This is a genomic window from Rhodococcus sp. OK302 (assembly GCF_002245895.1).
Taxonomy (GTDB): Bacteria; Actinomycetota; Actinomycetes; order Mycobacteriales; family Mycobacteriaceae; genus Rhodococcus_F.
On the sequence record NZ_NPJZ01000001.1, the window covers coordinates 655,776 to 677,763 of the forward strand.

Genomic DNA, 21,988 nt, shown 5'->3' on the forward strand with positions numbered 1-21,988 from the left:
CATGCAACTCAACACCCGCATATCGCGGAGCCTCACCCTCGCCGCATCGGTAGGCCTCTCACTCACTCTCGCTGCCGGATGCTCGTCCGGCACCGGCGACTCTTCGCAGCCGGAAACCGGCACCACCGCAACAGCTCCCAAGGAACAGTCGTCCGCAACACCTCGTCTTGCCGTGTCCTACGACGGTGGAGTTCTCATTCTTGACGCGACCACGCTCGATACCGTGGGCAGGACTGAGATCGACGGATTCATCCGACTCAACCCTGCCGGCGACGGTCGCCATGTCATAGTTTCCGCGGGCGAGAATTTCAAGGTGCTCGACACCGGCACGTGGTTGTCGACTCATGGTGACCATTCCCATTACTACACAGCCGATCCCGCGATGACAGACGTTGAATTCGCCGCCAACGAACCGGGACACGTCGTGCACCACGCCGGAAAAACCGTCCTGTTCAACGACGGATCAGGCCTCGTAGAAATTTTTGATCCGACACAATTGGCAAAACGTCAACCGCGCGTCGAGACCTTTACGGCGCCCGAGCCTCACCACGGTGTAGCTGTCGCACTGGCCAACGGAAATCTGCTGACAACTATCGGAAATTCCGAGTCTCGCAACGGCATTGCCGTACTCGATGCCGACCGCAAGGAAATACTACGCAACGAACAGTGCCCCGGCATCCACGGTGAAGCCGTTGCCGCCGGCGAAGCGATTGTCCTGGGCTGCCAGGACGGACTCCTCGTCTACAAGGACGGCGCTATCACCAAGGTTCAGAGCCCAGACCCGTACGGCCGGATCGGAAATCAGGCCGGGTCCGAGGAATCGGAGATTGTCCTGGGTGACTACAAAACTGACCCCAAGGCAGAACTCGAACGCCCGCAGCGAATTTCGTTGACCAACACGTCGACCTCGGAGCTGAAACTGGTCGACCTCGGAACCAGTTACACCTTCCGGTCGCTGGGTCGTGGACCACACGGAGAAGCATTGATTCTCGGCACCGACGGCGCTATCCACGTCATCGACCCGCACTCGGGTGCGGTGATCAACAAGATTGCGGTAATCGGCGAATGGACCGAACCCACGGAGTGGCAAGACCCTCGCCCAACGCTCTTCGTCCGCGACCACACGGCCTACGTCACCGATCCCACTTCGAAGACGCTGATCGCCGTCAACCTCGAAGACGGCAGCATCGCCGCACAGGCAACACTCGATCACACTCCCAACGAATTGACCGGCGTCAGCTAACGCGGTTCCTCGGGACCACCGGTACGGCCCTCCTCCGTCGATCGCGGCTCTCCCGGTTCAGGAACGCCATGTTTCGGCGTTGCAGGATCGATAGTGTCAGCATGGTCCTGGAGCCGATTCAACTCTTCCCTCGAACTGGCTGCCTCCCTCCGATGCTCGGCCGCATGCTGTTGCAAGGCTGAGGCTTCCGCAGATTTTGCGTCGGCTTCAGCCTGCACCATGCGCGCTTTTGCCGCACTCTCCTCGGCCCGCGCTTCCCGCTGACCGACCTGGAGCGACCTATCCGCCACGTCTTCACGAATCTCTTGCGCCTCGGCGTGCCGACGCTCGTTACGCTTGTTTCGCGCGACCCACGCGAGTGCCGCCACGATCACGATCACTACGACCACGGCAACAACAATCCAGACAATGCTGCTGGTACTCATACTCCGAGTGGTACCCACCGGCGCAGTTCTCACACACGGCACGGAGTCAATTCGAGACTACTCAGGAGTCCCACCAGCGAGGAGCGTCGGCAGATCAGGATGGCCGAATAGTCCCGGCACACCACCGGTATGAAGGAAGACCGTCCGGGAACCCGCACTGATCACGTTGTCAGCAACCAGTGTCGTCAAACCGGCAAAAGCGCGGCCGGTGTACGTGGGATCGAGAAAGATCCCTTCGGTTCGGGCAAGTCGACGGATCGCGTTACTCGATCCGTCGGTCAACGTCGAATAGCCCTGCCCGACATGATCACGCATGATCTGCAATTCTTCGGCACGAACCACCGGCCCGGGCATTTCGTCCAGTAGCGCGGCAACAACTGCGCCAGGATCGCTCACAGCACCGACATCGACGCCGATCACGCGTTCCGGACCCAGATGGGCAACCAGACCTGCCATTGTTCCGCCGGAACCGACGGCCACCACGACGCGGTCGAAGCCCTCGATCTGTTCTTCGATTTCACGCGCGCAGTCGACGTATCCCTGCGCCGAGATCGCACTCGTGCCACCGAAAGGAATCACGAACGGCACCCCTCCGGAACGAGCAACGTCCTCGGCGATACTCGCGACTGCCGATCCACTCTCGCTGCCTGCCCAGACGATCTCTGCTCCGGCTATCTCATCGAGTACGAGGTTGCCCTGCGTCGTTTCCGGCCGAGCACCACCGAGCACCAAGATGCACTTCAGGCCAAGCCGAGCGGCAGCGGCTGCCGTCAATCTCGCGTGATTGCTTTGTGGTGCACCGGAAGTAATCAAAGTCGTCGTGCCGGACGCCAAGGCCTGAGCGCAGCTGTACTGCAGTTTCCGTATCTTGTTACCGCCGCCGCCGAGTCCGGTGACGTCGTCACGTTTGATCCACAGATCGTTCGGGCCAAGCCCCAGCGACTCAGCCGCTCGGGGGATGCGTTCGAGCGGTGTCGGCCAGCTACCAAGGGAGATCGGGGTCATGGATGTCAGCGTAGCGGGCCGGGATGTTCGGTCATTTGTGGTTTACAGTCGAAGAATGGGCACCTTGAAAACAACTGTGGCCGACGTACCGCTGACTGTCGGCACACCGGATCATGCGGTAGCGCTGGGGAAAGCGGTGATCGTCCTACAGGAGGCGTGGGGCATCAACGCTCATATCGAGAGTATCCTGACGCGTCTCGCCGACGCCGGGTATCTCGCCGTCGCTCCGCACCTCTACCACCGCGGATCACACACGTCCTTCAGCGATTTCCCTTCCGCCAAGGAAGCGCTTATGGCGTTGAACAGCAAAGACATCGGCCATGATGTACGCGCCGCCGTCGCATACTGCAAATCCGAGGGAGCCGATACAATCGGCTCCCTCGGATTCTGCATGGGTGGAACAGTGTCGCTGTGGTGTGCGGCCGAACCCCTCGTCGACGCGGCCGTCACCTATTACGGCGGCGCGGTCACCGAATCACGGTGGGATGGAATCCCTGCTGGTTCCGAACTCGCTGCGCAACTGAAGGTCCCGTGGCTCGGACACTACGGGGACCTCGACCCGAGCATTCCGCCTGAATCCGTCGAGCAGTTGCGGTCACGCGCTTCGGAGCTTGCCAACGTGCGCCGATACTCCGATGCCGGACATGCCTTCAACAACGACACCTCTAGCCATTATGCCCCTGAAGCCGCCGATCTCGCCTGGTCGCGCACTATGGAGTTCTTCGCAAAGACACTCTGAATCCGTGGCAGATCAGGGAACTCGCTTGACGACGGTCCCGGTGATTTCATCCTCGACCTGATCAGCATTCAAAGCTTGACTGCGTGCCCGCCGTGAACGAGTGAGGTAGAAGATGGCGATGGCAGCCAGTACAAACGGCACACCGAACACCAAGGTCATCTTGAAAGACTCAACCCACAGGGTTGTCAACATGATCGCGACCATCAGGCCACCACCGAGAATTGTGCCGACGGGGAAACCCGGAATCGTGAAGGACAGTTTGGTTCCCTCTGCCTTCATCCGCTTACGGAAGAACCAGTGTGTGACGAAGATCAGCAACCACGTCGCCATGGCACCGAACATCGACAGCGAGATCATCAACGTGAATGCCTGCTCCGGAAAGAGCACGTAGACAACGGTCGCGACAGCGATGCCTGACGTCGACAGCAGCAACGCATTGACCGGTGAACCGTTAGCACGCACCTTGCCCAAAATCTTCGGGGCATCACCGGCGCGAGACAGGCTGAACATCATGCGCGAGGACACGTACAGCTGACTGTTCATTGCCGACAACGCAGCGATGATGACCACGAAGTTGAGAACACTGTCTGCGCCCGGAATGTTGATAACCTGCATCACTGTAACGAACGGGCTTCCGCCACTGAGAATCTTGTCCATCGGCGCGATAGCCACGATCAGGCCGAGGGTCGCGATGTAGAAGACGAAGAGACGCACGATCGTGACACGGAAGGCCTTCTTGACGGCTACAGCCGGGTTCTCCGCCTCGCCGGCCGCGATCGCGATCATCTCGATACTGAGGTAGCTGAAGATCGATACGATCACGGCAAACCACATACCGGAGAAGCCATTCGGCATGAATCCGCCACCACTGGTGTAGTTGTGGAACCCGTAGTCGGGGTTTCCGCTGCCGAACACAACATAGGCGGCCATGATGATGAAAGCCACGATGGCAAACACCTTGATGGTCGAGAACCAGTACTCCATCGTTCCGAACGCCTTGACGTTGAACATATTCACACCGATCAGCACTGCGGAGAACAGCACGATCCAGATCCACTGCGGTATGTCCGCAAACCAGAACTGCATGTATTCACCGATAGCGGTGACTTCGGTTCCCACCGCGAGGACAATGCATGACCAATACAGGTACCGGACGAGAAAGCCGATAAGCGGGCTGACGTAATACTCGGCATAGGCTCCGAACGATCCCGAAGTTGCGTGCGCAACAGTCATTTCCGCCAGTGCGCCCATCAGGAGCAGCGCGATCAAACCGCCGATGGCGTAACTGATGATCACGCTCGGGCCGGCAAACCCGATCGCGAACTTACTACCGAGGAAGAGCCCGGTTCCGATCGCACCACCAAGTGCAATCATGCTCATCTGACGCGCGCCGAGCTCTTGTTTCAAGCCGGATTCACGTTGCTGAATGTTCTTGAAATCACTCACGAATTGTTCCTTAGGAAAGGCGGTTCCACCGGACCGCAGGGGTTCTTCAGACGATCAGGTGACTGCATCACGCTCGCGGAACTCTGCGGTGTCCCACGTCTTGTTCTCGAGGATGTCACGAAGAACATCCACTGCATTCCAAACATCGACATAGCCGATGTACAACGGCGTGATACCGAAACGGAGGACACCAGGTTCGCGGTAGTCGCCGATGACACCGCGGCTGATGAGCGCCTTCATGATCGAATATCCCTCAGCGTGAACAAAACTCACGTGGGATCCCCGAGACGCGTGATCGCGAGGAGTGATCAGCTTCAGATCGAACCCGCCACAATGCTGTTCGACGAGATCTATGAACAAGTCCGTCAATGCCAGAGACTTCTGGCGTACGGCACTCATGTCTGCGTCCAAGGCAATGTCGAGGCCACATTCCACCAGCGACAGTGATGTCATCGGCTGCGTGCCGATGAGGAACCGCCGGATTCCGGAATGTGCCTCATATCCGGGCTCCATCGCGAAAGGCCTTGCATGGCCCCACCATCCGGACAGAGGCTGCTGACCCAAGTGCAGGTTGCGCTCGTTCACCCAAATGAATGCCGGCGATCCGGGTCCACCGTTGAGGTACTTGTACGTGCATCCGACCGCAAAATCGGCGTCGCAGCCGACCAGATCGATCTCGAGGGCGCCCGCAGAATGTGCCAGGTCCCAGATCATCAGTGCGCCGCGCTCATGCACCTGCGCGGTGACTGCAGACATGTCGTACAGATTTCCGGTGCGATAGTTCGCGTGGGACAGCATCACGACCGCGGTATCGGAGTCGACGACGGTCGACAGTTCCGCCGGGTCATCGATCAAACGCAGCTCGTACCCCCGGTCGAGGAAGCCGATGATGCCTTCCGCGATATAGAGATCCGTTGGAAAGTTGTCACGCTCGGACACGATCACCCGCCGGGCGGGCTGATTCTGCTCCGCAATGGTCAGCGCTGAAGCGAGCGCCTTGAACAGGTTGATCGACGTCGAATCGGTGACCACCACTTGACCCGCGCCGGCACCGATCAACGGAGCCAGCTTGTCCCCGAGCCTGGTCGGCAGGTCAAACCATCCGGCCGTATTCCAGCTCCGAATCAGGCCGATTCCCCACTCGTCTCGAATCACGCGTTCGGCACACGCCGCTGCGCTGCGCGGTTTTGCACCGAGTGAATTGCCGTCTAGGTAGATCACGCCTTCGGGAATCTCGAACTGGTCGCGGAATGCGTGCAAAGGATCGTCGAGGTCGAACTGCACGCAATCCGCTTGCGAGAGAACTTCTGTCGCTGTCATGGTGGTAGCTCTCCTAGTGAATGGTGTTGTCGAAAGAATCAAGGCAGTGTCGTGATCAGGGCAGTGTCCGCAGCACTGCCCGTACCGGACTCGCATCGAGGTTGCGAAATTTCAATGGCAGCGCAATCAGCTCGTACCGGCCCTCGGTTACGTCGTCGAGGCAGAGCCCTTCGAGAATCGATATTCCTCGATCGTTCGCTGCATGATGCGCGTCCATGGACTTACTTGTCATCGGATCGAACGACGCTCCGTCGATTCCGATCAACTGGCCACCCCGGTCCGCGAACCAATGGATCAGTTCCGCGGCGACACCGAAAAAATTGCTGTCCCATTGGGTCGGATAGTGCTCGTAGGTTCGAAGGATCAGCCGCGGCGCCGATAGTCCGCCGATTCGGGCCAGGGCAATCTCGAGGTCGGCAATGCCGGGTGCGCCCTCACAAGCCGTCAGATCGAGCACCAGCGCCTCACCCAGGTAAGGCTCGAGCGGGACATCCCCGATCGATGCACCGTCGATACGGGTGTGTGCCGGCGCATCCGCATGCGCGCCGACGTGTGGCGTCGTGCAAAACTTGCTGACGCTGACCACATCATTGCCGTTCATATCAAGGGTCGAGGTCCGAGAGAACGCAGTATCACCGGGCCATACCGGCGAGGTCTCGGAGATAGCCGGACTGATGTCGATCAGTTCCCTGACCTGGCGCGGATTGTTCACTGGATGCATCGAGGCCTCTCCGCGCAAGCGCAGGAACTGTGATGGGAATCGCCAATTTGATGATTCGGGGTGCTCGGCAAAAGTTAGAATCATCGGCACCTGCGGTCAATAGTCACTGAACATCTTGGATGACAGAGGGAGAAATTGAATGATAAATGCGATCGAGAGCGCCGCAGCGATGGTTCGATCGAATCATGTTCGGCTCGACGAGATCGATACGTCGATTATTCGGGAGTTGGTTCACGACGCCCGAATTCCCAACAATGCATTGGCTGAAAAAGTCGGAATTGCCCCTTCTACCGCACTTGCCCGAATGCGTGCGCTCCGAGAATCAGGCGTCATCAAGGGCTTTCATGCAGATATCGATCTGGAGATGCTCGGCCTCGAGATCTCTGCCATGGTGTCCGTTTTGATTCACTCACATGCCCGAAGTCGAATGACTGAAATAGCCGAACGCATCAGCAAATTAGACTCGGTTCAGCGAGTATTTCTCATCAGCGGGGATCGCGATCTATTAGTTCACATTTCGTGCGAATCGCCCTCCCGACTCAGAGACTTCGTGAGCACCCACCTCAATGATCCCGCGATCGCGAATACACAGACCAACTTGATCTTCAGCGAACTACAACACCATCACTAGGCGCGAAACACGCAAGCACGGATACGACGACTACCCGGCGACCAACTTGGCCGCCGGGCATGGAGATTCGGATGAGAGAGGTTACTTCGGTAGCGTGACAAGGCCTTCTTGAGCCACCGTTGCCAGCAGCACGCCGTCACGCGAGTAGATCTTTCCGTGTGAGAGGCCCAAACCGTTTCCGGCAAAAGAAGATTCCTGAACCAGAGCGATCCACTCGTCGACGCGACCGTCGTTGTGCCACCACATTGCATGGTCGAGGCTCGCGGTGATCACACCGGGGTCTGCCCAGGCTGCGCCGTTATTACGAAGGATCGGTTCGAGCAGTGTGTAGTCGCACAGGTATGCCAACGCGGCGCGATGGACGTTTGGGTCATCGGGCAGCTGGTCATAAGCCTTGAGCCACACCGTCTGCCGACGCGTACGCTCACCGGTGGCGGAAGTGTAGATCGCGTCGGGCGAATGCCGGATGTCGAAGCTACGATCGTTTGCCCAGTACTGCGCGTCGCGCACCGTGGAATCACCGAGCACCTCCCCGGCAGTCGGCAGATCCTCCGGATTTCCGAGATCGGCCGGCATCGGATCCTGGTGCCGCACACCGTCGGATGCGACATGGAAGGAAGCCAGGCCCTGAAAGATCGTCTTGCCCGACTGGACTCCGCGCACCGCTCGCTGCGAGAATCCTCGGCCGTCCCGCAACCGGTCGACCTCGTAGACCGTCGGCTCGTGGACATCTCCGGCGCGTAGGAAGTATCCGTGGAACGAATGGACACTGCGATCGTCGGTCACCGTCTTCATCGTCGCCGCAACAGCCTGTGCGACAACCTCACCGCCGTAGGCTCGTTCCGACGGGATCACTTGATGGCGGGCGATAAACGCATTCTCTCCGGCGGGTTCGAAATCCCAGGATGAGAGCATCGGCTTACTGGTGCGACTCATGCGCGTCGGTACCCTTCGAGTGAGGCGTCATCGACGTCAGGGAGGTTGATCACGATATTGTCCGGAGTACGGGTCGTCAGCCAGATCAACTCTTCGGTCACCGACATGTTGACCTCGACGTGAGGCATGAACGGCGGAACAAAAACGAAGTCACCTTCGACCATGTCGACAAACTCGGTGTAGTTCTCTCCGAAGTAGATTCGCCCGAAACCGGTGAGGACGTACCCACCGGTCTCAGCCTCACCATGATGGTGTGGGAGAGAACGGTAGCCGGGCTCGTTGGTCACTTTTCCGTACCAAATCTTGGTTGCCGGGGTGTGCTGGATGCTCACTCCCGACACCCGATGTGCTCCGCCCGATTGCGCGGTGCCCTGGTACTCGTGGCCCTTCCTGGTCACGACAGGGACAACTTCGGTGACAGAATCGTTCGACATGCGCTGCGCTCCTTCGTACTTGAATGTTTGGAAACTCAACCCGACGGGATTACCCGAGGCGGACCGTGTTGGAAATCTTGCCGATTCCCGAGATTTCGACCTCGACAACCGAACCATCAGCCAGGAAGGTCGGCGGTACCGCGCCGGCACCGACACCACCCGGCGTACCGGTCAGCACCAGATCTCCGGGTGCAAGCTTCGTGAATTGGGATATGTAGGAAAGCAATTCGGCAGGGTCGAAAACCAGATCATCAGTTGTGCCAGTCTGAACAACTCGTCCGTCGACCGTGCAGGTAATCGTGGCTCCCGACGCCGGATCGAATTCGTCGGGCGTGACCATCACCGGCCCGAGCGGGGTTGTTGCGTCAAACGCTTTGCCTTGCAACCACTGCAATGTTCGACGCTGCCAACTGCGCACCGAGATATCGTTGGCCACTGTATATCCGGCAATGCCGCGTCGCGCTTCGCTGACGTCCGCGTGGGAGAGGTTCGCGCCGACTACGACGGCAAGTTCCGCCTCCCAGTCGACGTCAGTGGCGTACACGGGAAGGACTACGTCGTCGTTCGGGCCCGTTAAGGTATCTGCGAACTTCGCAAAAAGCGTCGGAAACTCGGGTTCCTCGCGATTCATCTCGCGCACATGTGCTCGATAGTTCAACCCGCAGCAGAGAATCTTCTTCGGATCCGGCACCACCGGCAGCATCTGCACCTGGTCGAGGTTGACCTTTTCGCCCGATTCCACCGCGCGACTGACCAATTCGGCAAACTCCCCCTCACCGAGAAGTTTGCCGACATCCGCGGAGTCGATCAACCTCGCTCCGTCCGGCGTCAAGACTGCCGCGCTGGTCTGGCCGTCCGAAAGGCGAACCGAAAGTAGCCGCATGCCCCCATGCCTCCATATGTCGAATCGAGTGACAATCTGTTGCGCTTTGATTACGATAGTCAATGTAACACCATATTGGGGGTTGCGACAGAGTTTCCTCCACCTACCCAGGGGACACAGACATGACCATTTCTCGGATCAATCCGTCCACGATGCTCAAGCCTTCGGGATTCGCCCATGCCGTACGGGCGGATAACGCGGTCTACCTCGCCGGTCAGACCGCTCTGAACATCGAAGGAAAGATCGTCGAGGGTGGGATCATCGAGCAGTTCAAGCAAGCGATGTCCAACACCCTGACGTCGCTGATCGAGGCCGGCGGCAAGCCGTCAGACCTGGTCAGCGTCACGATTTACCTCACCGACATCCCGGACTACCAGGCCAACGGTCGCGAGATCGGCCGCCTGTGGCGCGAAATGGCCGGCACCGAGTACCCCGCAATGGCTGGCATCGGCGTGACATCACTGTGGCAGAAGGAAGCTCTCATCGAGATTCAGGGCATCGCACACATCTCGGAGTAACACATACTCGAACAGAGGTGCGCGAGAGGGATTTTCGCGCACCTCACCCGGGCGAATCGATCAACCGTGAATTGTCGCGAGGGCATGCTCACGCGCATGCCCGCTCAATGCGGTATTCAGCTCCCGGAACAACTCCTCGGCCACGACACTGTTCCACTCTTTCGGCAGCAGATCCAGCGGCAGCCCCGGATCCCGGTACGGGAGTCGCCTCCACATGGTCAGCATCGCCACGTAGTGCGCAAACGCTTCTCGGGGCGTGAAACCGTCCTTGCTGCATTCCGCGAGGATCGGCCGATACGCATCGATGAATTCCGCATAGAGCGCGGTCAACTCGTCGAGATCCCACCAGTCTCGAACTTTGGAGCGCAGGTCTCCGAACGCGACATGGTTGCCGCTGAAGATATCTACGTATCCATGTAACTGCCTGCGTTCCAACGTCTCTCGAACTTCACGCTCGACATTTCCGGGCGCAATCCACACACCCGGCGCTGCGGTACCGAATCCCAATCGAGTCAGCACCGTGCGCAGTGCGTGCCGGTTCTCTCGCTCCGACTCGGGAACCGAGAAGACCACCAGCAGCCATCCGTCGTCGACGGTGGCGCGGCTCCGACCGAAGATGCGAGCATCACCTTCTGCGAGTACATCCAGCAGCAGCGGCGACATCGAGTAGCCGGCCGCTGTTCCGTGCCGTGAACTCAGGAGAATCTCCCGGCGCTTGAGCCGCGAAATCGACGATCGAACAGCGGGGCCGTCGACACCGAGTTCGGCCATCAACCGCACCAACGACGCTACCGACAGCCAGTTCTTCTCGGCGCGGCCGTACAGGCCGAACAGCGTCACGATCAGCTGACGAGGCGCCGGATCGCTCGTCCGCGCATCACCGTCTGCATGTTCTTTCGTCACGACCGTCATACCGCCACGATAGTCCGTCGTGGCGGCATGGACGTGGTCGGTGCAGCGCTCATCGGGTCAGCTCGCAGATGCACCGGATCGATCGGATGCGGCCATCACTCCGGACTGGCTGACGCCCGCTTTGCGAGGTATCGAAGCCACGATTGCAGCCCCCAGTACGGCAACCGTGCCGAAAACATAGAAGTTGACCTGATACCCGAAGGCCAGGTCCGCGATCACGCCGCCGATGATCGGACCGCAAATCGCACCGATACGCCCCACACCCAGTGACCACGCAAGTGCATTGGCGCTGAGTCGCTGCGGATAGTGAGTGGCACAAAAGCCGCCCACCAGGATCTGCGTTCCCACACTGCCCAGTCCGGCAAACGCCACGAAGACAAACAGAAGTGCCATCGGAAGATTCACGCTCAAGAGCATCACAGCACCGAACGCAACGATGAATGACGTGATCACAACCTTCTGGATTCCGATCCGGTCCGCGATGTACGACGCGCTGATCGATCCCACAATTGCTCCCAAGTTCAGAACGAGAAGGAAGGCGAGCGCACTGCCCAGCGCGTATCCGGCAGACCGCATGATCTGCGGGAGCCACGTGTTCAAGCCGTAGACCAGGAGCAACCCGCAGAAGTTCGCAAGCGCGAACAAGATTGTCGACCGGATCCAGCGCGGCGTGAACAGCTCACGCATACCGGACTGCGCCGCAGCTGTATCCGATTTCACTGCAACGGGTTCCGGCGACACCACATCTTCGTAGACCACGCCGAACTGTGCTGCGGTAGCTCGCGCCTCGTCGTCTCGGCCCGTCCGGGCAAGGTAAGAGATTGACTCCGGAAGGAACTTGTAGGCGACGGGCAGCAACGTCACCAGCGGAAGAGCTCCGAGCAGGTACAGAAACTTGAAGTTGATATCCGGAAGCAATGTCATGGCCGATACCGCCGCGATCACGCCGCCAACCGAATACCCGCTGAACATCACGGCATTCGCGAAGTTACGACGTGCTTTCGGCGCAAATTCCACAGTCAGTGCAATACACGTGGGTACAACACCACCCAGTCCGATACCGGTGAGGAAGCGCAGGACCCCGAATACGTACTCATTGGGGGCAAAGACGGTGACCAACATGCAGGTCGAGAACCATACGATGGAACCGAGCATGATCCGGCGGCGACCCAACCTATCGGTCAGGAAGCCTGCTGCCATCGTGCCGAGCAGCATGCCCACCAGCGCAATACTGCCGATCAGGCCGGCGCCACCGGAGTCGAGATTCCAATCCTCGTAGGCAATCAGCGTCGGCACTGTCGATCCGTAGACGACCAGGTCGTATCCGTCGAACACAATGGTGGTGAAACAGAGGATCAACACCACCAGTCCGGTGCGCTTTCGGGTTTCCGATCCTTGCGACAAACCTGGTCGCGTCATATGCCTACTCCTTGGTCGTGGGACTCGAGAACAGAGGCGAACGGTGCGACGCGGCCTTCGCAATAGCCGACGGCAGTGGAGAAAAGGCCTCTCACGCGAGCACACCGGATGGCATCATGTGATGCGCGCCACCTGGCGAGGAATCTATGCCTTTTCCGTTGCGTACGTCAATGCAACGCAATATTGCAGGTCAAGTGTGTCTCATTTGCGAATTCTCTTGAAGTTTTTATTTCGTTTCTATTGCGGTCGTCTAAACAACGGCATACATTGAAGTTCTCAACCCACACCCGAAAGGTCGAGAATGGCACGCACCGCATCGGCTCACGTCGACACCTTCTGCCGTGACAACTTGCCGCCGCAATCACAATGGCCCGAGTTCCTCTTCGAACTCCCCAGCCTGCAGTACCCCGAGCGCCTCAACTGCGCCACTACACTCCTCGACGACACCGTTGCGACTCTCGGCGCCGACCGCCCCTGCCTTCGCACCGCAACTGAAATCTGGACCTACGGAGACCTTCTGCGTCGCTCCAATCAGATTGCCAGAGTGCTCGTCGAAGACTTCGGCGTCGTTCCCGGCAATCGAATACTGCTGCGAGGCAGCAACAATCCGTGGATCGTGGCGTGCTGGTTCGCAGTAGTCAAAGCAGGGGCTGTCGTTGTCACGACCATGCCGCTGCTTCGAGAACCCGAGCTGCGCAAACTGATCGCAATCACCACTCCGACTGTCACCATCACCGACAGCGCTCTCGCCAAAGATCTCCTTGACGCCGCAGACACAATCCCGGTCATCACCTGTGGCGCAGACGAATCCACCGATCTATGCGTTCGTGCATCGTCAAAACTCGACACCTTCGAGAACGTCGATACAGCAGCCGACGACGTAGTACTGCTGGCCCCCACATCCGGCACCACCGGTGTCCCCAAAGCGACAATGCACTTCCATCGCGACGTACTGGCCAACGCGGATACGTTCTCGAAGTACATCGTCAAACCCACTTCCGACGATATTTTCACCGGCACACCGCCTTTGGCTTTCACCTTCGGCTTGGGCGGACTCGTCATCTTCCCGATGCGCGTCGGCGCATCCACACTCCTGATCGAGCGGGCAACGCCGAGCGAACTTGCCGACGCCCTGGTCCACCATCGTGTCAGCGTCCTCTTCACCGCTCCCACCGCATATCGAGCCATACTGCGCGAGGGGAAAGCCAAAGCCCTACAGGGTGTCCGGCGCCTAATCTCCGCTGGTGAACACCTACCGGAAAGCGTATGGCGCGAGGTCAAGGAACAGACTGGCAAGTCCATCATCGACGGCATCGGTGGCACCGAGATGCTTCACGTCTTCATCTCCGCTGCCGACGACGACATCAAACCGGGTTCCACGGGACGCGCCGTGCCCGGATATCTGGCCGAGATTCACGATATCGACGGAGAACCCGTACCGGACGGAACCGCGGGACTACTGGCAGTCAAAGGTCCCACCGGTTGCCGCTATCTATCCGATCCACGTCAACTGAGCTACGTGCGCAACGGTTGGAATATGACGGGCGACAACTACATTCGAGATACTGAAGGCTACTTCTGGTATCAGGCTCGTAGTGACGACATGATCGTCTCCTCCGGTTACAACATCGCGGCACCGGAGGTCGAATGGGCCATCGACCAGCATCCCGATGTTCTCGAATCAGGTGTCATCGGCCTCCCGGACGACGAGCGGGGAATGATCGTCCACGCCATCGTCGTTCTTGTTCCCGGCGTCCCCCGCAACGACGCCAAGATCAAGGAACTGCAAAACTTCGTCAAACAGACTGCGGCACCGTACAAATACCCGCGTGGCATTACTTTTGTCGACGAACTCCCCAAAACCCCGTCGGGCAAGCTTCAGCGATTTCGACTCCACGAACGCGCTGCGGAACCTCAACCATGACCACCGCGTCCATCATGATCGATCGGGTCGTCGACTGGCAGGACACCGATGCGGCCGGCCACTATCACCATTCGACGGTCATCCGGTGGGTAGAAGCAGCAGAGGCATCACTGTACGAGCAGTTGGGATGCCTTCACCTCTTCGGGGTCATCCCCCGGGTCAAATACGAGGTGGTGTACCGCGATCGACTGTGGCATCAGGACCGCGTCCACATTGAGCTCACGGTCTCTCGAATTGGTACCAGTTCAATGACTTTCGATTTTCTGGTCGATCGCGACGGAACAGTCGCCGCCGCCGGGAGCCTCACCGTCGTTCACACGGACGGGGCCAAAGGCGGATCCAGTCCGTGGCCCGAAAAGATTCGAGCAGGCTTTGCGACCGGCGGACGGCAGCAACCTCCGCTCACACATACGACCACAACGAACTAAGGAAATCCCATGCGTATTGCAGTAGTGGGCGGTGGCCCCGGCGGTTTGTACTTCTCGGCCCTCATGAAGCAGCTGGACCCGAACCACGAAGTGACGGTGTGGGAACGAAACGCACCGGACGACACCTTCGGATTCGGAGTCGTGTTCAGCGACGAGACGCTGGGCGGAATCGAGCACGCCGACGTGGCAGTCTACGAGAAGATGGCCGGGCAGTTCGCACGCTGGGACGATATCGACGTCCACTACCGCGAAACAACTCTCACGTCGGGCGGGCAAGGCTTTGCCGCGATGTCACGCAAGGAACTGCTGCGCATTCTCCAAGAGCGGTGCCTGGATCTCCAGGTTGATCTTCGATTCCGGACTCTCGCACCCCCGGTCGAGGAATTGAGTCGCGACTACGATCTCGTGCTGGCATCCGACGGCATCAATTCCGCGATCCGAAGCACGTACGTCGATACATTCAAGCCGTCTCTCGATCAGCGCCACAGCAAGTTCATGTGGCTCGGAACAGACAAGGTCTTCGAGGCCTTCAAGTTCTACGTCAAGGAAACGCCGCACGGCATCATGCAGATTCACGGCTACCCGTTCAGCGATCAGGGCAGTACGTTCATCGTGGAAATGCACGAAGATGTCTGGGAGAAAGCGGGATTCGACGCGTTTGCCGCTGCAGAGTTCGGCCCCGGCGAGAACGACGAGAAGTCGATCGCGATGATCACCGAAATCTTCGCCGACGTCCTCGACGGACACAGTGTTCTTGCGAACAACTCGAAGTGGATCAACTTCACCACCGTCCGGAATGAACACTGGCGCCACGAGAACGTCATCCTTCTCGGCGACGCCGCACACACCGCTCATTTCTCCATCGGGTCGGGAACCAAGCTGGCGATGGAAGATTCGCTGGCACTCGCGGCATGCCTGCACGAGCACGACACCCTCGCAGCCGGTCTGGAAGCCTACGAGATCGAGCGACGTCCCGTCGTCCTGTCGGTGCAGCGCGCGGCCCAGGCCAGTCTCGAGTGGTTCGAGAACATCGACCAGTATGCCGATCAGAACGAGCAGCAGTTCGCTTTCAACCTGATGACCCGGAGCCGTCGAATCACCTACGACAATCTCCGCCTGCGCGATCCGGGATTTGTCGAGGCCATCGACGACTGGTACGCGGCCAACGAGATCGAGATCGGGCACACCACCGAAACTACCTCGCGCCCACCGATGTTCCACTCGTACAAGATGCGCGGCCTCGAACTCGAGAACCGCATCCTGGTCTCCTCCATGGACATGTACTCTGCGGTCGACGGCGTGCCCGGCGACTTCCATCTCGTGCACCTGGGCAGCAAGGCCCTCGGCGGCGCCGGCCTGGTCATGACGGAAATGGTGTGCGTCAGCCCCGAAGGTCGCATCACTCCCGGTTGCACGGGCCTGTACAACGCGGAGCAAGAGGAGTCGTGGAAGCGCATCGTCGACTTCGTTCACGAGCGGTCCACCGCGAAACTCGGTGTTCAACTCGGTCACTCGGGACGCAAGGGGTCGACGAAGCTGATGTGGGAGGGAATCGATCAGCCTCTCGAAGCAGGAAACTGGGACGTGCTCAGCGCCTCGCCATTGCCCTATTCGCCGGCCAACCAGGTCCCGCATGAAGTCACCGCCGCTGAGATGGACGTCGTTCGGCAGCAATTTGTCGATGCTGCCATCTCCGCCGACCGTGCCGGTTTCGATCTCCTCGAACTTCACTGTGCGCACGGCTACCTGCTGTCGTCGTTCCTCTCACCGCTCTCCAACACCCGCACCGACGAGTACGGCGGCAGCATCGAAAACCGACTTCGATTCCCGCTCAGCGTCTTCGATGCCGTCCGTGCGGTCTGGCCGGCCGCGAAGCCGATTTCCGTGCGGATCTCGGCGGTGGATTGGGCCGAAGGCGGTAACGATATCGACGATTCGGTGCGTATCGCGGAGGCATTCGCCGAGCACGGTGTCGATGTCCTCAACATCTCTTCGGGGCAGATCGTCAAGAACGAGTCGCCGGCATTCGGCCGTAGCTACCAGACACCCTTTGCCGATCGCATTCGAAATACCGTGGGACGCAAGCATGGCGTCGGAGTTATTGCGGTGGGAGCGATTTCATCGCACGACGACGTCAATTCGGTCCTCCTTGCCGGCCGTGCAGATCTGGTGGCTCTAGGTCGCCCGCACCTGTACAACCCGGCGTGGACGCTTCATGCAGCAGCGGAGCAGGAGTACTCGGGACCCGGAGCCGTGTGGCCCGATCAGTTCAAGGCCGGTAGCCGCAAGCCACCGAGCGGCCGCACCGACGGTCCGCCGCCCCGGTTGACCTTGATCCGAGACGGAGTGTCGGAGACTCGGCATTCCCGCTGGATTCCGAAGGGCTAGCCAGACTTCGACAATCCCCCATTGGATAGCCACGCCCGAGAGTGAGATGGAACGATGACAGCTCGAGAGACCATTCGCTACGGCGAGCTGCGGGCGGCAGCTCGCCACGAGGCGTGGTTCGATATTCAGTATCCAAAACCCGGTAGGCACCAAACGTATTGAACGCTGCCTACCGGGTCTCGTGGAGATTACTCAGGATCCGGCGCGAATCCATTCTTCGAGATGCGGTGCCTCGGTGCCGATGGTGGTGCCGTCGCCGTGGCCGGTGTGAACCTTGGTCTCGGCGGGGAGCGCAAACAATCTGTCCCGGATCGATCCGATGATGGTCGGAAAATCGGAGTACGAGCGTCCAGTTGCGCCGGGACCACCGGAGAACAACGTGTCACCGCTGAACAGTTCGCCGGCTTCCGGTAGGTAGAGGCACGTCGACCCCGGCGAGTGACCTGGCGTGTGCAGGGCAAGGATATCCGTGCCCGCCACTGCAATTCGCTGATCGTCTTCCAGACTCAGGTGTTTGACACCGGGATGCGTCATCTCCCAGAGAACGTCGTCAGCCGGGTTCAGATAGATCGGGGCGTCGAGCTTCTCGGACAGCTCCGGGGCAACCGTGACGTGATCATTGTGTCCGTGAGTGCACACGATGCCGACAACCTTGCGGCCGGCGACGGCGTCGATGATGGGCTGCGCCGTGTGCGCGGCGTCGACGATAACCACCTCATTGTCGTCACCGATCAGCCAGATGTTGTTGTCCACCTCCCACGTTCCGCCGTCGAGGCTGAACGAACCCGAAGTGATGACACGATCTACACGCAAGGTCACAGGACCACCACCGAGCGGAGAACCTCGCCGCGGTGCATCGTCTCGAAGGCCTTCTCGACCTCGTCGAGCTTGATGCGTTCACTGACGAACTTCTCGAGCGGCAGACGTCCCTGCTGGTACAGATCGACCAGGAACGGGAAGTCGCGCTCGGGAAGGCAGTCTCCGTACCAGGACGACTTGAGTGATCCGCCACGCGAGAAGAAGTCGATGAGCGGCATCTCGAGCTTCATATCTGGCGTCGGAACACCCACCAGCACTACGGTTCCCGCAAGGTCACGTGCGTAGAAGGCCTGCTTCCAGGTCTCCGGTCGTCCCACGGCGTCGATCACGACGTCAGCGCCGAAACCGCCGGTGAGTTCCTGAACTGCCTCGACGACGTCGTCGACCTCGGTTGCATTGATCGTGTGGGTGGCGCCAAGTTCCAGGGCCCACTCCAGCTTTCGCGGATCGCGGTCGATAGCGATGATCGTTCCGGCGCCTGCCAGGCGTGAACCCATGACGGCGGCGTCGCCGACACCGCCACAGCCGATCACGGCCACCGAGTCGCCGCGGCTGACATTGCCGGTGTTCATGGCGGCACCCATACCTGCCATGACACCGCAGCCGAGGAGTCCGACCACCGCGGGATCGGCGGACGCGTCCACCTTGGTGCACTGGCCTTCGTGGACGAGGGTCTTGTCGGCGAAGGCGCCGATACCGAGGGCCGGCGTCAGTTCGGTGCCGTCTTCGAGCGTCATCTTCTGCTCGGCGTTGAACGTGTCGAAGCAGTACTGCGGGCGTCCGCGCTTACACGCACGGCACTGTCCGCACACCGCGCGCCAGTTGAGAACAACGAAGTCCCCGACCTCGACGTGAGTGACACCGGCGCCGACGCTCTCGACGATGCCCGACGCCTCGTGTCCGAGAAGGAACGGGTATTCGTCGTTGATTCCGCCGTCACGGTACGTGAGGTCGGTGTGGCACACGCCGCACGCTGCGATGGCAACAACCACCTCGTTTGCACCGGGATCGGGAATCGTGATGGGAACGATCTCGACGGGGGCACCCTTGGATCGGGCGATGACGCCGCGTACCTGCTGTGGCATGGCTCTTAGCTCCTGGCTCGATGAATAAAACGCACTATGAGATTAGCCCGAATATCCGAACCGGAACCCTGGCCGAAATAACTGATCGACCTAGCCTAAATACCTAACTACCGGTCACGGTGCATAGGCGATGGCAGCACCGAGAACACGAATACCCACTCGATCACCGGCCGCCAGTTCGCTCGTTCCGAATCTGCGAACCGTCACACGCTCGGCGAGGTCACCGTCAACATGGATCCCGACCAGCGCCTCCGAGCCCAGATACTCGACATCTACGACGGTCCCCGACACCGCCGTCACGTCGGTCGTCACTTCGATCTGCTCCGGCCGCAACATGATGCGCGCCGGGCCACTGATGTCGACGGAATTCGGCGATACTGCGATGGAACCGAGCGCGCACGTGGCGGTCGATCCACGTATGACCGCCGGCAGAACAACGGCGTCGCCGATGAACTCTGCGGTGGGAACGTCGACGGGAACGTCATAGATTTCCCGCGGTGAACCGAGCTGCGCCAGACTGCCGGCCCTCATCACCGCAACGTGGTCGGCGAAGGACAACGCTTCGGACTGATCGTGCGTGACCAGGATTGTCGTGATGCCCGCTTTCGCCAAAACCTCGGCCACGATCCGACGGGTGGTTACGCGCAGTCCGGCGTCGAGGGCGGAGAACGGCTCGTCGAGCAACATCAGTTCCGGCTCACGAGCAAGTGCCCGCGCCAACGCAACTCGCTGCTGTTGCCCGCCGGACAATTGGTCGGGACGACGCGATGCATAGGACTCGTCCAGCGAGACCATCTCGAGCAACTCCGCGATCCGCGACTTTGTCCGGGCCCGCCGGGGCAATCCGAAACCTACGTTGGCAGCAACGTTCGCGTGGGGGAACAGTGCACCGTCCTGAGCCACGTAGCCGACTGTTCGCCGGTGTGCGGGAACCCATCCGGTGCCGGCGACGGCGCGCCCGTTCAGCGCAATACTGCCCTGATCCGGCTTCTCGAAACCGGCGATGAGCCGCAACAGTGTGGTTTTGCCGCAACCCGAGGGCCCGACGATTGCGGTCGTGGATCCGGATTCGACGGCAAAGCTGATACCGCGCAACACCTTCGTCGTTCCGAACGACTTGTCGATCCCTGCAACTTCGAGCGCGTATGTCATAAGCCGGCAACCTTTTTGGACTGAGTGAAGAGCAGGTACGTCATCGGCAGAGACAGCACGATCATCGTGAGCGCGTACGGAGCGGCGGCGGCATAGTCGATCTCACTGCTCAACGACCAGAACCGCATGGACAGCGTGCGAGTTCCTGTGGGTGCGAGCAGCAGAGTGGCGGTCAACTCGTTCACGATTCCGAGGAAGACCAACGCGCCACCCGCCGCTGTCGCGGGAGCCGCGAGACGCAGTGTGACGCGGAAGAACGCGGACAACGGTGAAATCCCCAGGGACTGAGCCGCTTCCTCGAGGCCCGTCGGCGCCTGCGAGAGTCCGACTCTCAGATTCACCAGCGCACGCGGCAGGAACAACAGGCAATAGGCGGCGATGACCACGCCCACGGTCTGATAGAGCGGATGCACGTATCTGATGGTGACCGTCACCAAAGCCAAGGCAACGACAATGCCGGGTAAGGAACTCGAAATGTACGTTGCGCCTTCGAGGAAGCGACTGAAGCGCCCGCGGTGACGAATCGAGATCCAGGCAATCGGGAAGGCGAGCACACAGGTAACCACGGCGCCGGCAAGACCGAAGCCCAAAGTCTGACCGAGCGCCGACGCCAGTTCGTCGAACTTCCACACGTCGCGCCCGCCGAGAACCGTCCACCGCAGAACGCTCGCAACCGGAACACCCACGGACAGAATGATCGTCGCGGCAAGAAAGACGAGCGCGAGTGGTTGGTATCGCCAACCTAGATCAGCCGGGGTCATACGCCTGGCCGAGCCGGAACCGATTCGCGCATATCGCGCGCTACCCCGGACGACGGATTCGATCACCAGGAGAGTCAGGCAGAACAGCACCAGAACGCCGGCGAGCATCGTCGCGGCCGCTCCGTTGAACGTCGATTGATACTGCTCGAAAATCGCGGTGGTGAAGGTGTCGAACCGGATGAACACGAAGGCGCCGTACTCGGAAAGCAAATGCAGCGAAACCAACAGCGCACCACCGGAGATGGCAAGCCGCAACTGCGGAACGACGACGCGGAAGAACACAGCCCACGGGCCGAGTCCGAGCGCGCGGGCGGATTCCTCCACTGCGGGATCCAACCGTCGCAATGTCGCCGCAACGGGAATGTAGACCAGCGGGAAGTATGACAGCGTCGCGATCAGCACACCGCCGTGCAGTCCCCCGAGCGATGGAATTGCCGTCACCCAGGAGTAACTGTTGACAAACGCCGGAATGGCAAGTGGGGCAGCAAGAAGGACAGCCCAGATCTTGGCCCCGAAGACTCGGGTGCGCTCCACCAACCAGGCGGCGACAACACCGACGATCACACACAGAGGCACGGTGACAACCACCAATTGCACCGTATTGACCAGCAATTCGAGCACCCGCGGCCGGAACAGCAACGCCGAAGCGGTATCCCAGCCGGTATCGATACTCTGCGCGATCACGTAGCCCAGCGGAACGAACGAAACCGCAACCACCAGAAGGGCGGTTACGGCCAGGAGAAACGAGGGTCGGTTCCGACGTGCGGTCGGGCGAGCCTGCGCTCGCTCCGACCGCACG

General features: G+C 60.1%; 21 protein-coding genes. 7 read left to right on the forward strand and 14 right to left on the reverse strand.

The window, feature by feature from the left end; translation table 11 throughout:
• Nucleotide 1 precedes the first annotated feature (1 nt).
• Nucleotides 2-1,243: a zinc metallochaperone AztD gene (gene aztD / locus BDB13_RS03010; RefSeq protein ID WP_094270343.1), complete on the forward strand. Its 1,242-nt coding sequence runs from the start codon at nucleotides 2-4 to the stop codon at nucleotides 1,241-1,243.
• Here aztD and BDB13_RS03015 read toward each other — a convergent pair.
• Nucleotides 1,240-1,668 carry a hypothetical protein gene (locus tag BDB13_RS03015; protein WP_206041474.1) on the reverse strand — a complete coding sequence of 143 codons (429 nt, stop codon included), beginning with the start codon at nucleotides 1,666-1,668 and terminating at the stop codon, nucleotides 1,240-1,242. The genes aztD and BDB13_RS03015 overlap by 4 nt on opposite strands.
• Before the next feature lie 57 nt (nucleotides 1,669-1,725).
• Entirely contained in the window at nucleotides 1,726-2,673 is a 948-nt protein-coding gene (locus tag BDB13_RS03020; protein ID WP_094270344.1) for a D-cysteine desulfhydrase family protein, read from the reverse strand.
• Between the two features lie 55 nt (nucleotides 2,674-2,728).
• Here BDB13_RS03020 and BDB13_RS03025 point away from each other — a divergent pair, with 55 nt between their 5' ends.
• The gene (locus BDB13_RS03025; RefSeq protein ID WP_094270345.1) at nucleotides 2,729-3,412 is read left to right on the forward strand and encodes a dienelactone hydrolase family protein; all 684 of its coding nucleotides are present in this window, start codon (nucleotides 2,729-2,731) and stop codon (nucleotides 3,410-3,412) included.
• A gap of 12 nt (nucleotides 3,413-3,424) precedes the next feature.
• Here BDB13_RS03025 and BDB13_RS03030 read toward each other — a convergent pair whose 3' ends face one another.
• The 3 genes from BDB13_RS03030 to BDB13_RS03040 are packed head-to-tail and all read right to left on the reverse strand — an operon-like array spanning nucleotide 3,425 to nucleotide 6,899.
• Nucleotides 3,425-4,858, reverse strand: coding sequence for an amino acid permease (locus BDB13_RS03030; protein WP_094270346.1), 1,434 nt, complete (start codon nucleotides 4,856-4,858; stop codon nucleotides 3,425-3,427).
• Nucleotides 4,859-4,912: 54 nt separating this feature from the next.
• Nucleotides 4,913-6,178: a kynureninase gene (gene kynU / locus BDB13_RS03035; protein WP_094270347.1), complete on the reverse strand. Its 1,266-nt coding sequence runs from the start codon at nucleotides 6,176-6,178 to the stop codon at nucleotides 4,913-4,915.
• Between the two features lie 55 nt (nucleotides 6,179-6,233).
• The gene (locus BDB13_RS03040; protein ID WP_094274634.1) at nucleotides 6,234-6,899 is read right to left on the reverse strand and encodes a cyclase family protein; all 666 of its coding nucleotides are present in this window, start codon (nucleotides 6,897-6,899) and stop codon (nucleotides 6,234-6,236) included.
• A 139-nt stretch (nucleotides 6,900-7,038) separates the two neighbouring features.
• Between BDB13_RS03040 and BDB13_RS03045 the strand changes: the two genes are divergently transcribed.
• Entirely contained in the window at nucleotides 7,039-7,530 is a 492-nt protein-coding gene (locus BDB13_RS03045; RefSeq protein ID WP_094270348.1) for an Lrp/AsnC family transcriptional regulator, read from the forward strand.
• 81 nt (nucleotides 7,531-7,611) lie between these two features.
• Here BDB13_RS03045 and BDB13_RS03050 read toward each other — a convergent pair whose 3' ends face one another.
• Genes BDB13_RS03050 through BDB13_RS03060 form a run of 3 tightly spaced genes read right to left on the reverse strand, consistent with a single transcriptional unit; the run spans nucleotide 7,612 to nucleotide 9,783 of the window.
• A complete protein-coding gene (locus BDB13_RS03050) occupies nucleotides 7,612-8,466 on the reverse strand; it encodes an acyl-CoA thioesterase (RefSeq protein ID WP_094270349.1) in 855 nt (284 codons plus the stop codon).
• Nucleotides 8,463-8,900 carry a cupin domain-containing protein gene (locus BDB13_RS03055; RefSeq protein WP_094270350.1) on the reverse strand — a complete coding sequence of 146 codons (438 nt, stop codon included), beginning with the start codon at nucleotides 8,898-8,900 and terminating at the stop codon, nucleotides 8,463-8,465. The genes BDB13_RS03050 and BDB13_RS03055 overlap by 4 nt, the downstream gene beginning before the upstream one ends.
• Before the next feature lie 49 nt (nucleotides 8,901-8,949).
• Nucleotides 8,950-9,783: a fumarylacetoacetate hydrolase family protein gene (locus BDB13_RS03060; RefSeq protein WP_094270351.1), complete on the reverse strand. Its 834-nt coding sequence runs from the start codon at nucleotides 9,781-9,783 to the stop codon at nucleotides 8,950-8,952.
• A 122-nt stretch (nucleotides 9,784-9,905) separates the two neighbouring features.
• On the opposite strand from BDB13_RS03060, the gene BDB13_RS03065 reads away from it, so the two are divergent.
• Nucleotides 9,906-10,301, forward strand: coding sequence for a RidA family protein (locus BDB13_RS03065; protein ID WP_094270352.1), 396 nt, complete (start codon nucleotides 9,906-9,908; stop codon nucleotides 10,299-10,301).
• 60 nt (nucleotides 10,302-10,361) lie between these two features.
• On the opposite strand, the gene BDB13_RS03070 is transcribed toward BDB13_RS03065, so the two are convergent.
• The gene (locus tag BDB13_RS03070; protein WP_094270353.1) at nucleotides 10,362-11,213 is read right to left on the reverse strand and encodes a PaaX family transcriptional regulator; all 852 of its coding nucleotides are present in this window, start codon (nucleotides 11,211-11,213) and stop codon (nucleotides 10,362-10,364) included.
• A 57-nt stretch (nucleotides 11,214-11,270) separates the two neighbouring features.
• Nucleotides 11,271-12,632 carry an MFS transporter gene (locus BDB13_RS03075; protein WP_094270354.1) on the reverse strand — a complete coding sequence of 454 codons (1,362 nt, stop codon included), beginning with the start codon at nucleotides 12,630-12,632 and terminating at the stop codon, nucleotides 11,271-11,273.
• A 301-nt stretch (nucleotides 12,633-12,933) separates the two neighbouring features.
• Here BDB13_RS03075 and BDB13_RS03080 point away from each other — a divergent pair, with 301 nt between their 5' ends.
• Genes BDB13_RS03080 through BDB13_RS03090 form a run of 3 tightly spaced genes read left to right on the forward strand, consistent with a single transcriptional unit; the run spans nucleotide 12,934 to nucleotide 17,372 of the window.
• On the forward strand, nucleotides 12,934-14,556 hold the full coding sequence (locus tag BDB13_RS03080; protein ID WP_094270355.1) for an AMP-binding protein: 1,623 nt from the start codon (nucleotides 12,934-12,936) through the stop codon (nucleotides 14,554-14,556).
• Nucleotides 14,553-14,984: an acyl-CoA thioesterase gene (locus tag BDB13_RS03085; RefSeq protein WP_094270356.1), complete on the forward strand. Its 432-nt coding sequence runs from the start codon at nucleotides 14,553-14,555 to the stop codon at nucleotides 14,982-14,984. The genes BDB13_RS03080 and BDB13_RS03085 overlap by 4 nt, the downstream gene beginning before the upstream one ends.
• 9 nt (nucleotides 14,985-14,993) lie before the next feature.
• Complete coding sequence (locus tag BDB13_RS03090; protein ID WP_094270357.1) at nucleotides 14,994-17,372, forward strand: bifunctional salicylyl-CoA 5-hydroxylase/oxidoreductase; 2,379 nt, start codon at nucleotides 14,994-14,996, stop codon at nucleotides 17,370-17,372.
• A gap of 192 nt (nucleotides 17,373-17,564) precedes the next feature.
• Here the strand turns inward: BDB13_RS03090 and BDB13_RS03095 are convergent, their stop codons facing one another.
• From BDB13_RS03095 to BDB13_RS03110, 4 genes are all read right to left on the reverse strand, one after another.
• Complete coding sequence (locus tag BDB13_RS03095; RefSeq protein WP_094270358.1) at nucleotides 17,565-18,191, reverse strand: MBL fold metallo-hydrolase; 627 nt, start codon at nucleotides 18,189-18,191, stop codon at nucleotides 17,565-17,567.
• Nucleotides 18,188-19,276 (reverse strand): S-(hydroxymethyl)mycothiol dehydrogenase, encoded by a 1,089-nt coding sequence (locus tag BDB13_RS03100; RefSeq protein WP_094270359.1) that lies wholly within the window; start codon nucleotides 19,274-19,276, stop codon nucleotides 18,188-18,190. The genes BDB13_RS03095 and BDB13_RS03100 overlap by 4 nt, the downstream gene beginning before the upstream one ends.
• A gap of 114 nt (nucleotides 19,277-19,390) precedes the next feature.
• Entirely contained in the window at nucleotides 19,391-20,428 is a 1,038-nt protein-coding gene (locus BDB13_RS03105; RefSeq protein ID WP_094270360.1) for an ABC transporter ATP-binding protein, read from the reverse strand.
• Nucleotides 20,425-21,987 carry an ABC transporter permease gene (locus BDB13_RS03110; RefSeq protein ID WP_094270361.1) on the reverse strand — a complete coding sequence of 521 codons (1,563 nt, stop codon included), beginning with the start codon at nucleotides 21,985-21,987 and terminating at the stop codon, nucleotides 20,425-20,427. The genes BDB13_RS03105 and BDB13_RS03110 overlap by 4 nt, the downstream gene beginning before the upstream one ends.
• Nucleotide 21,988 lies beyond the last annotated feature (1 nt).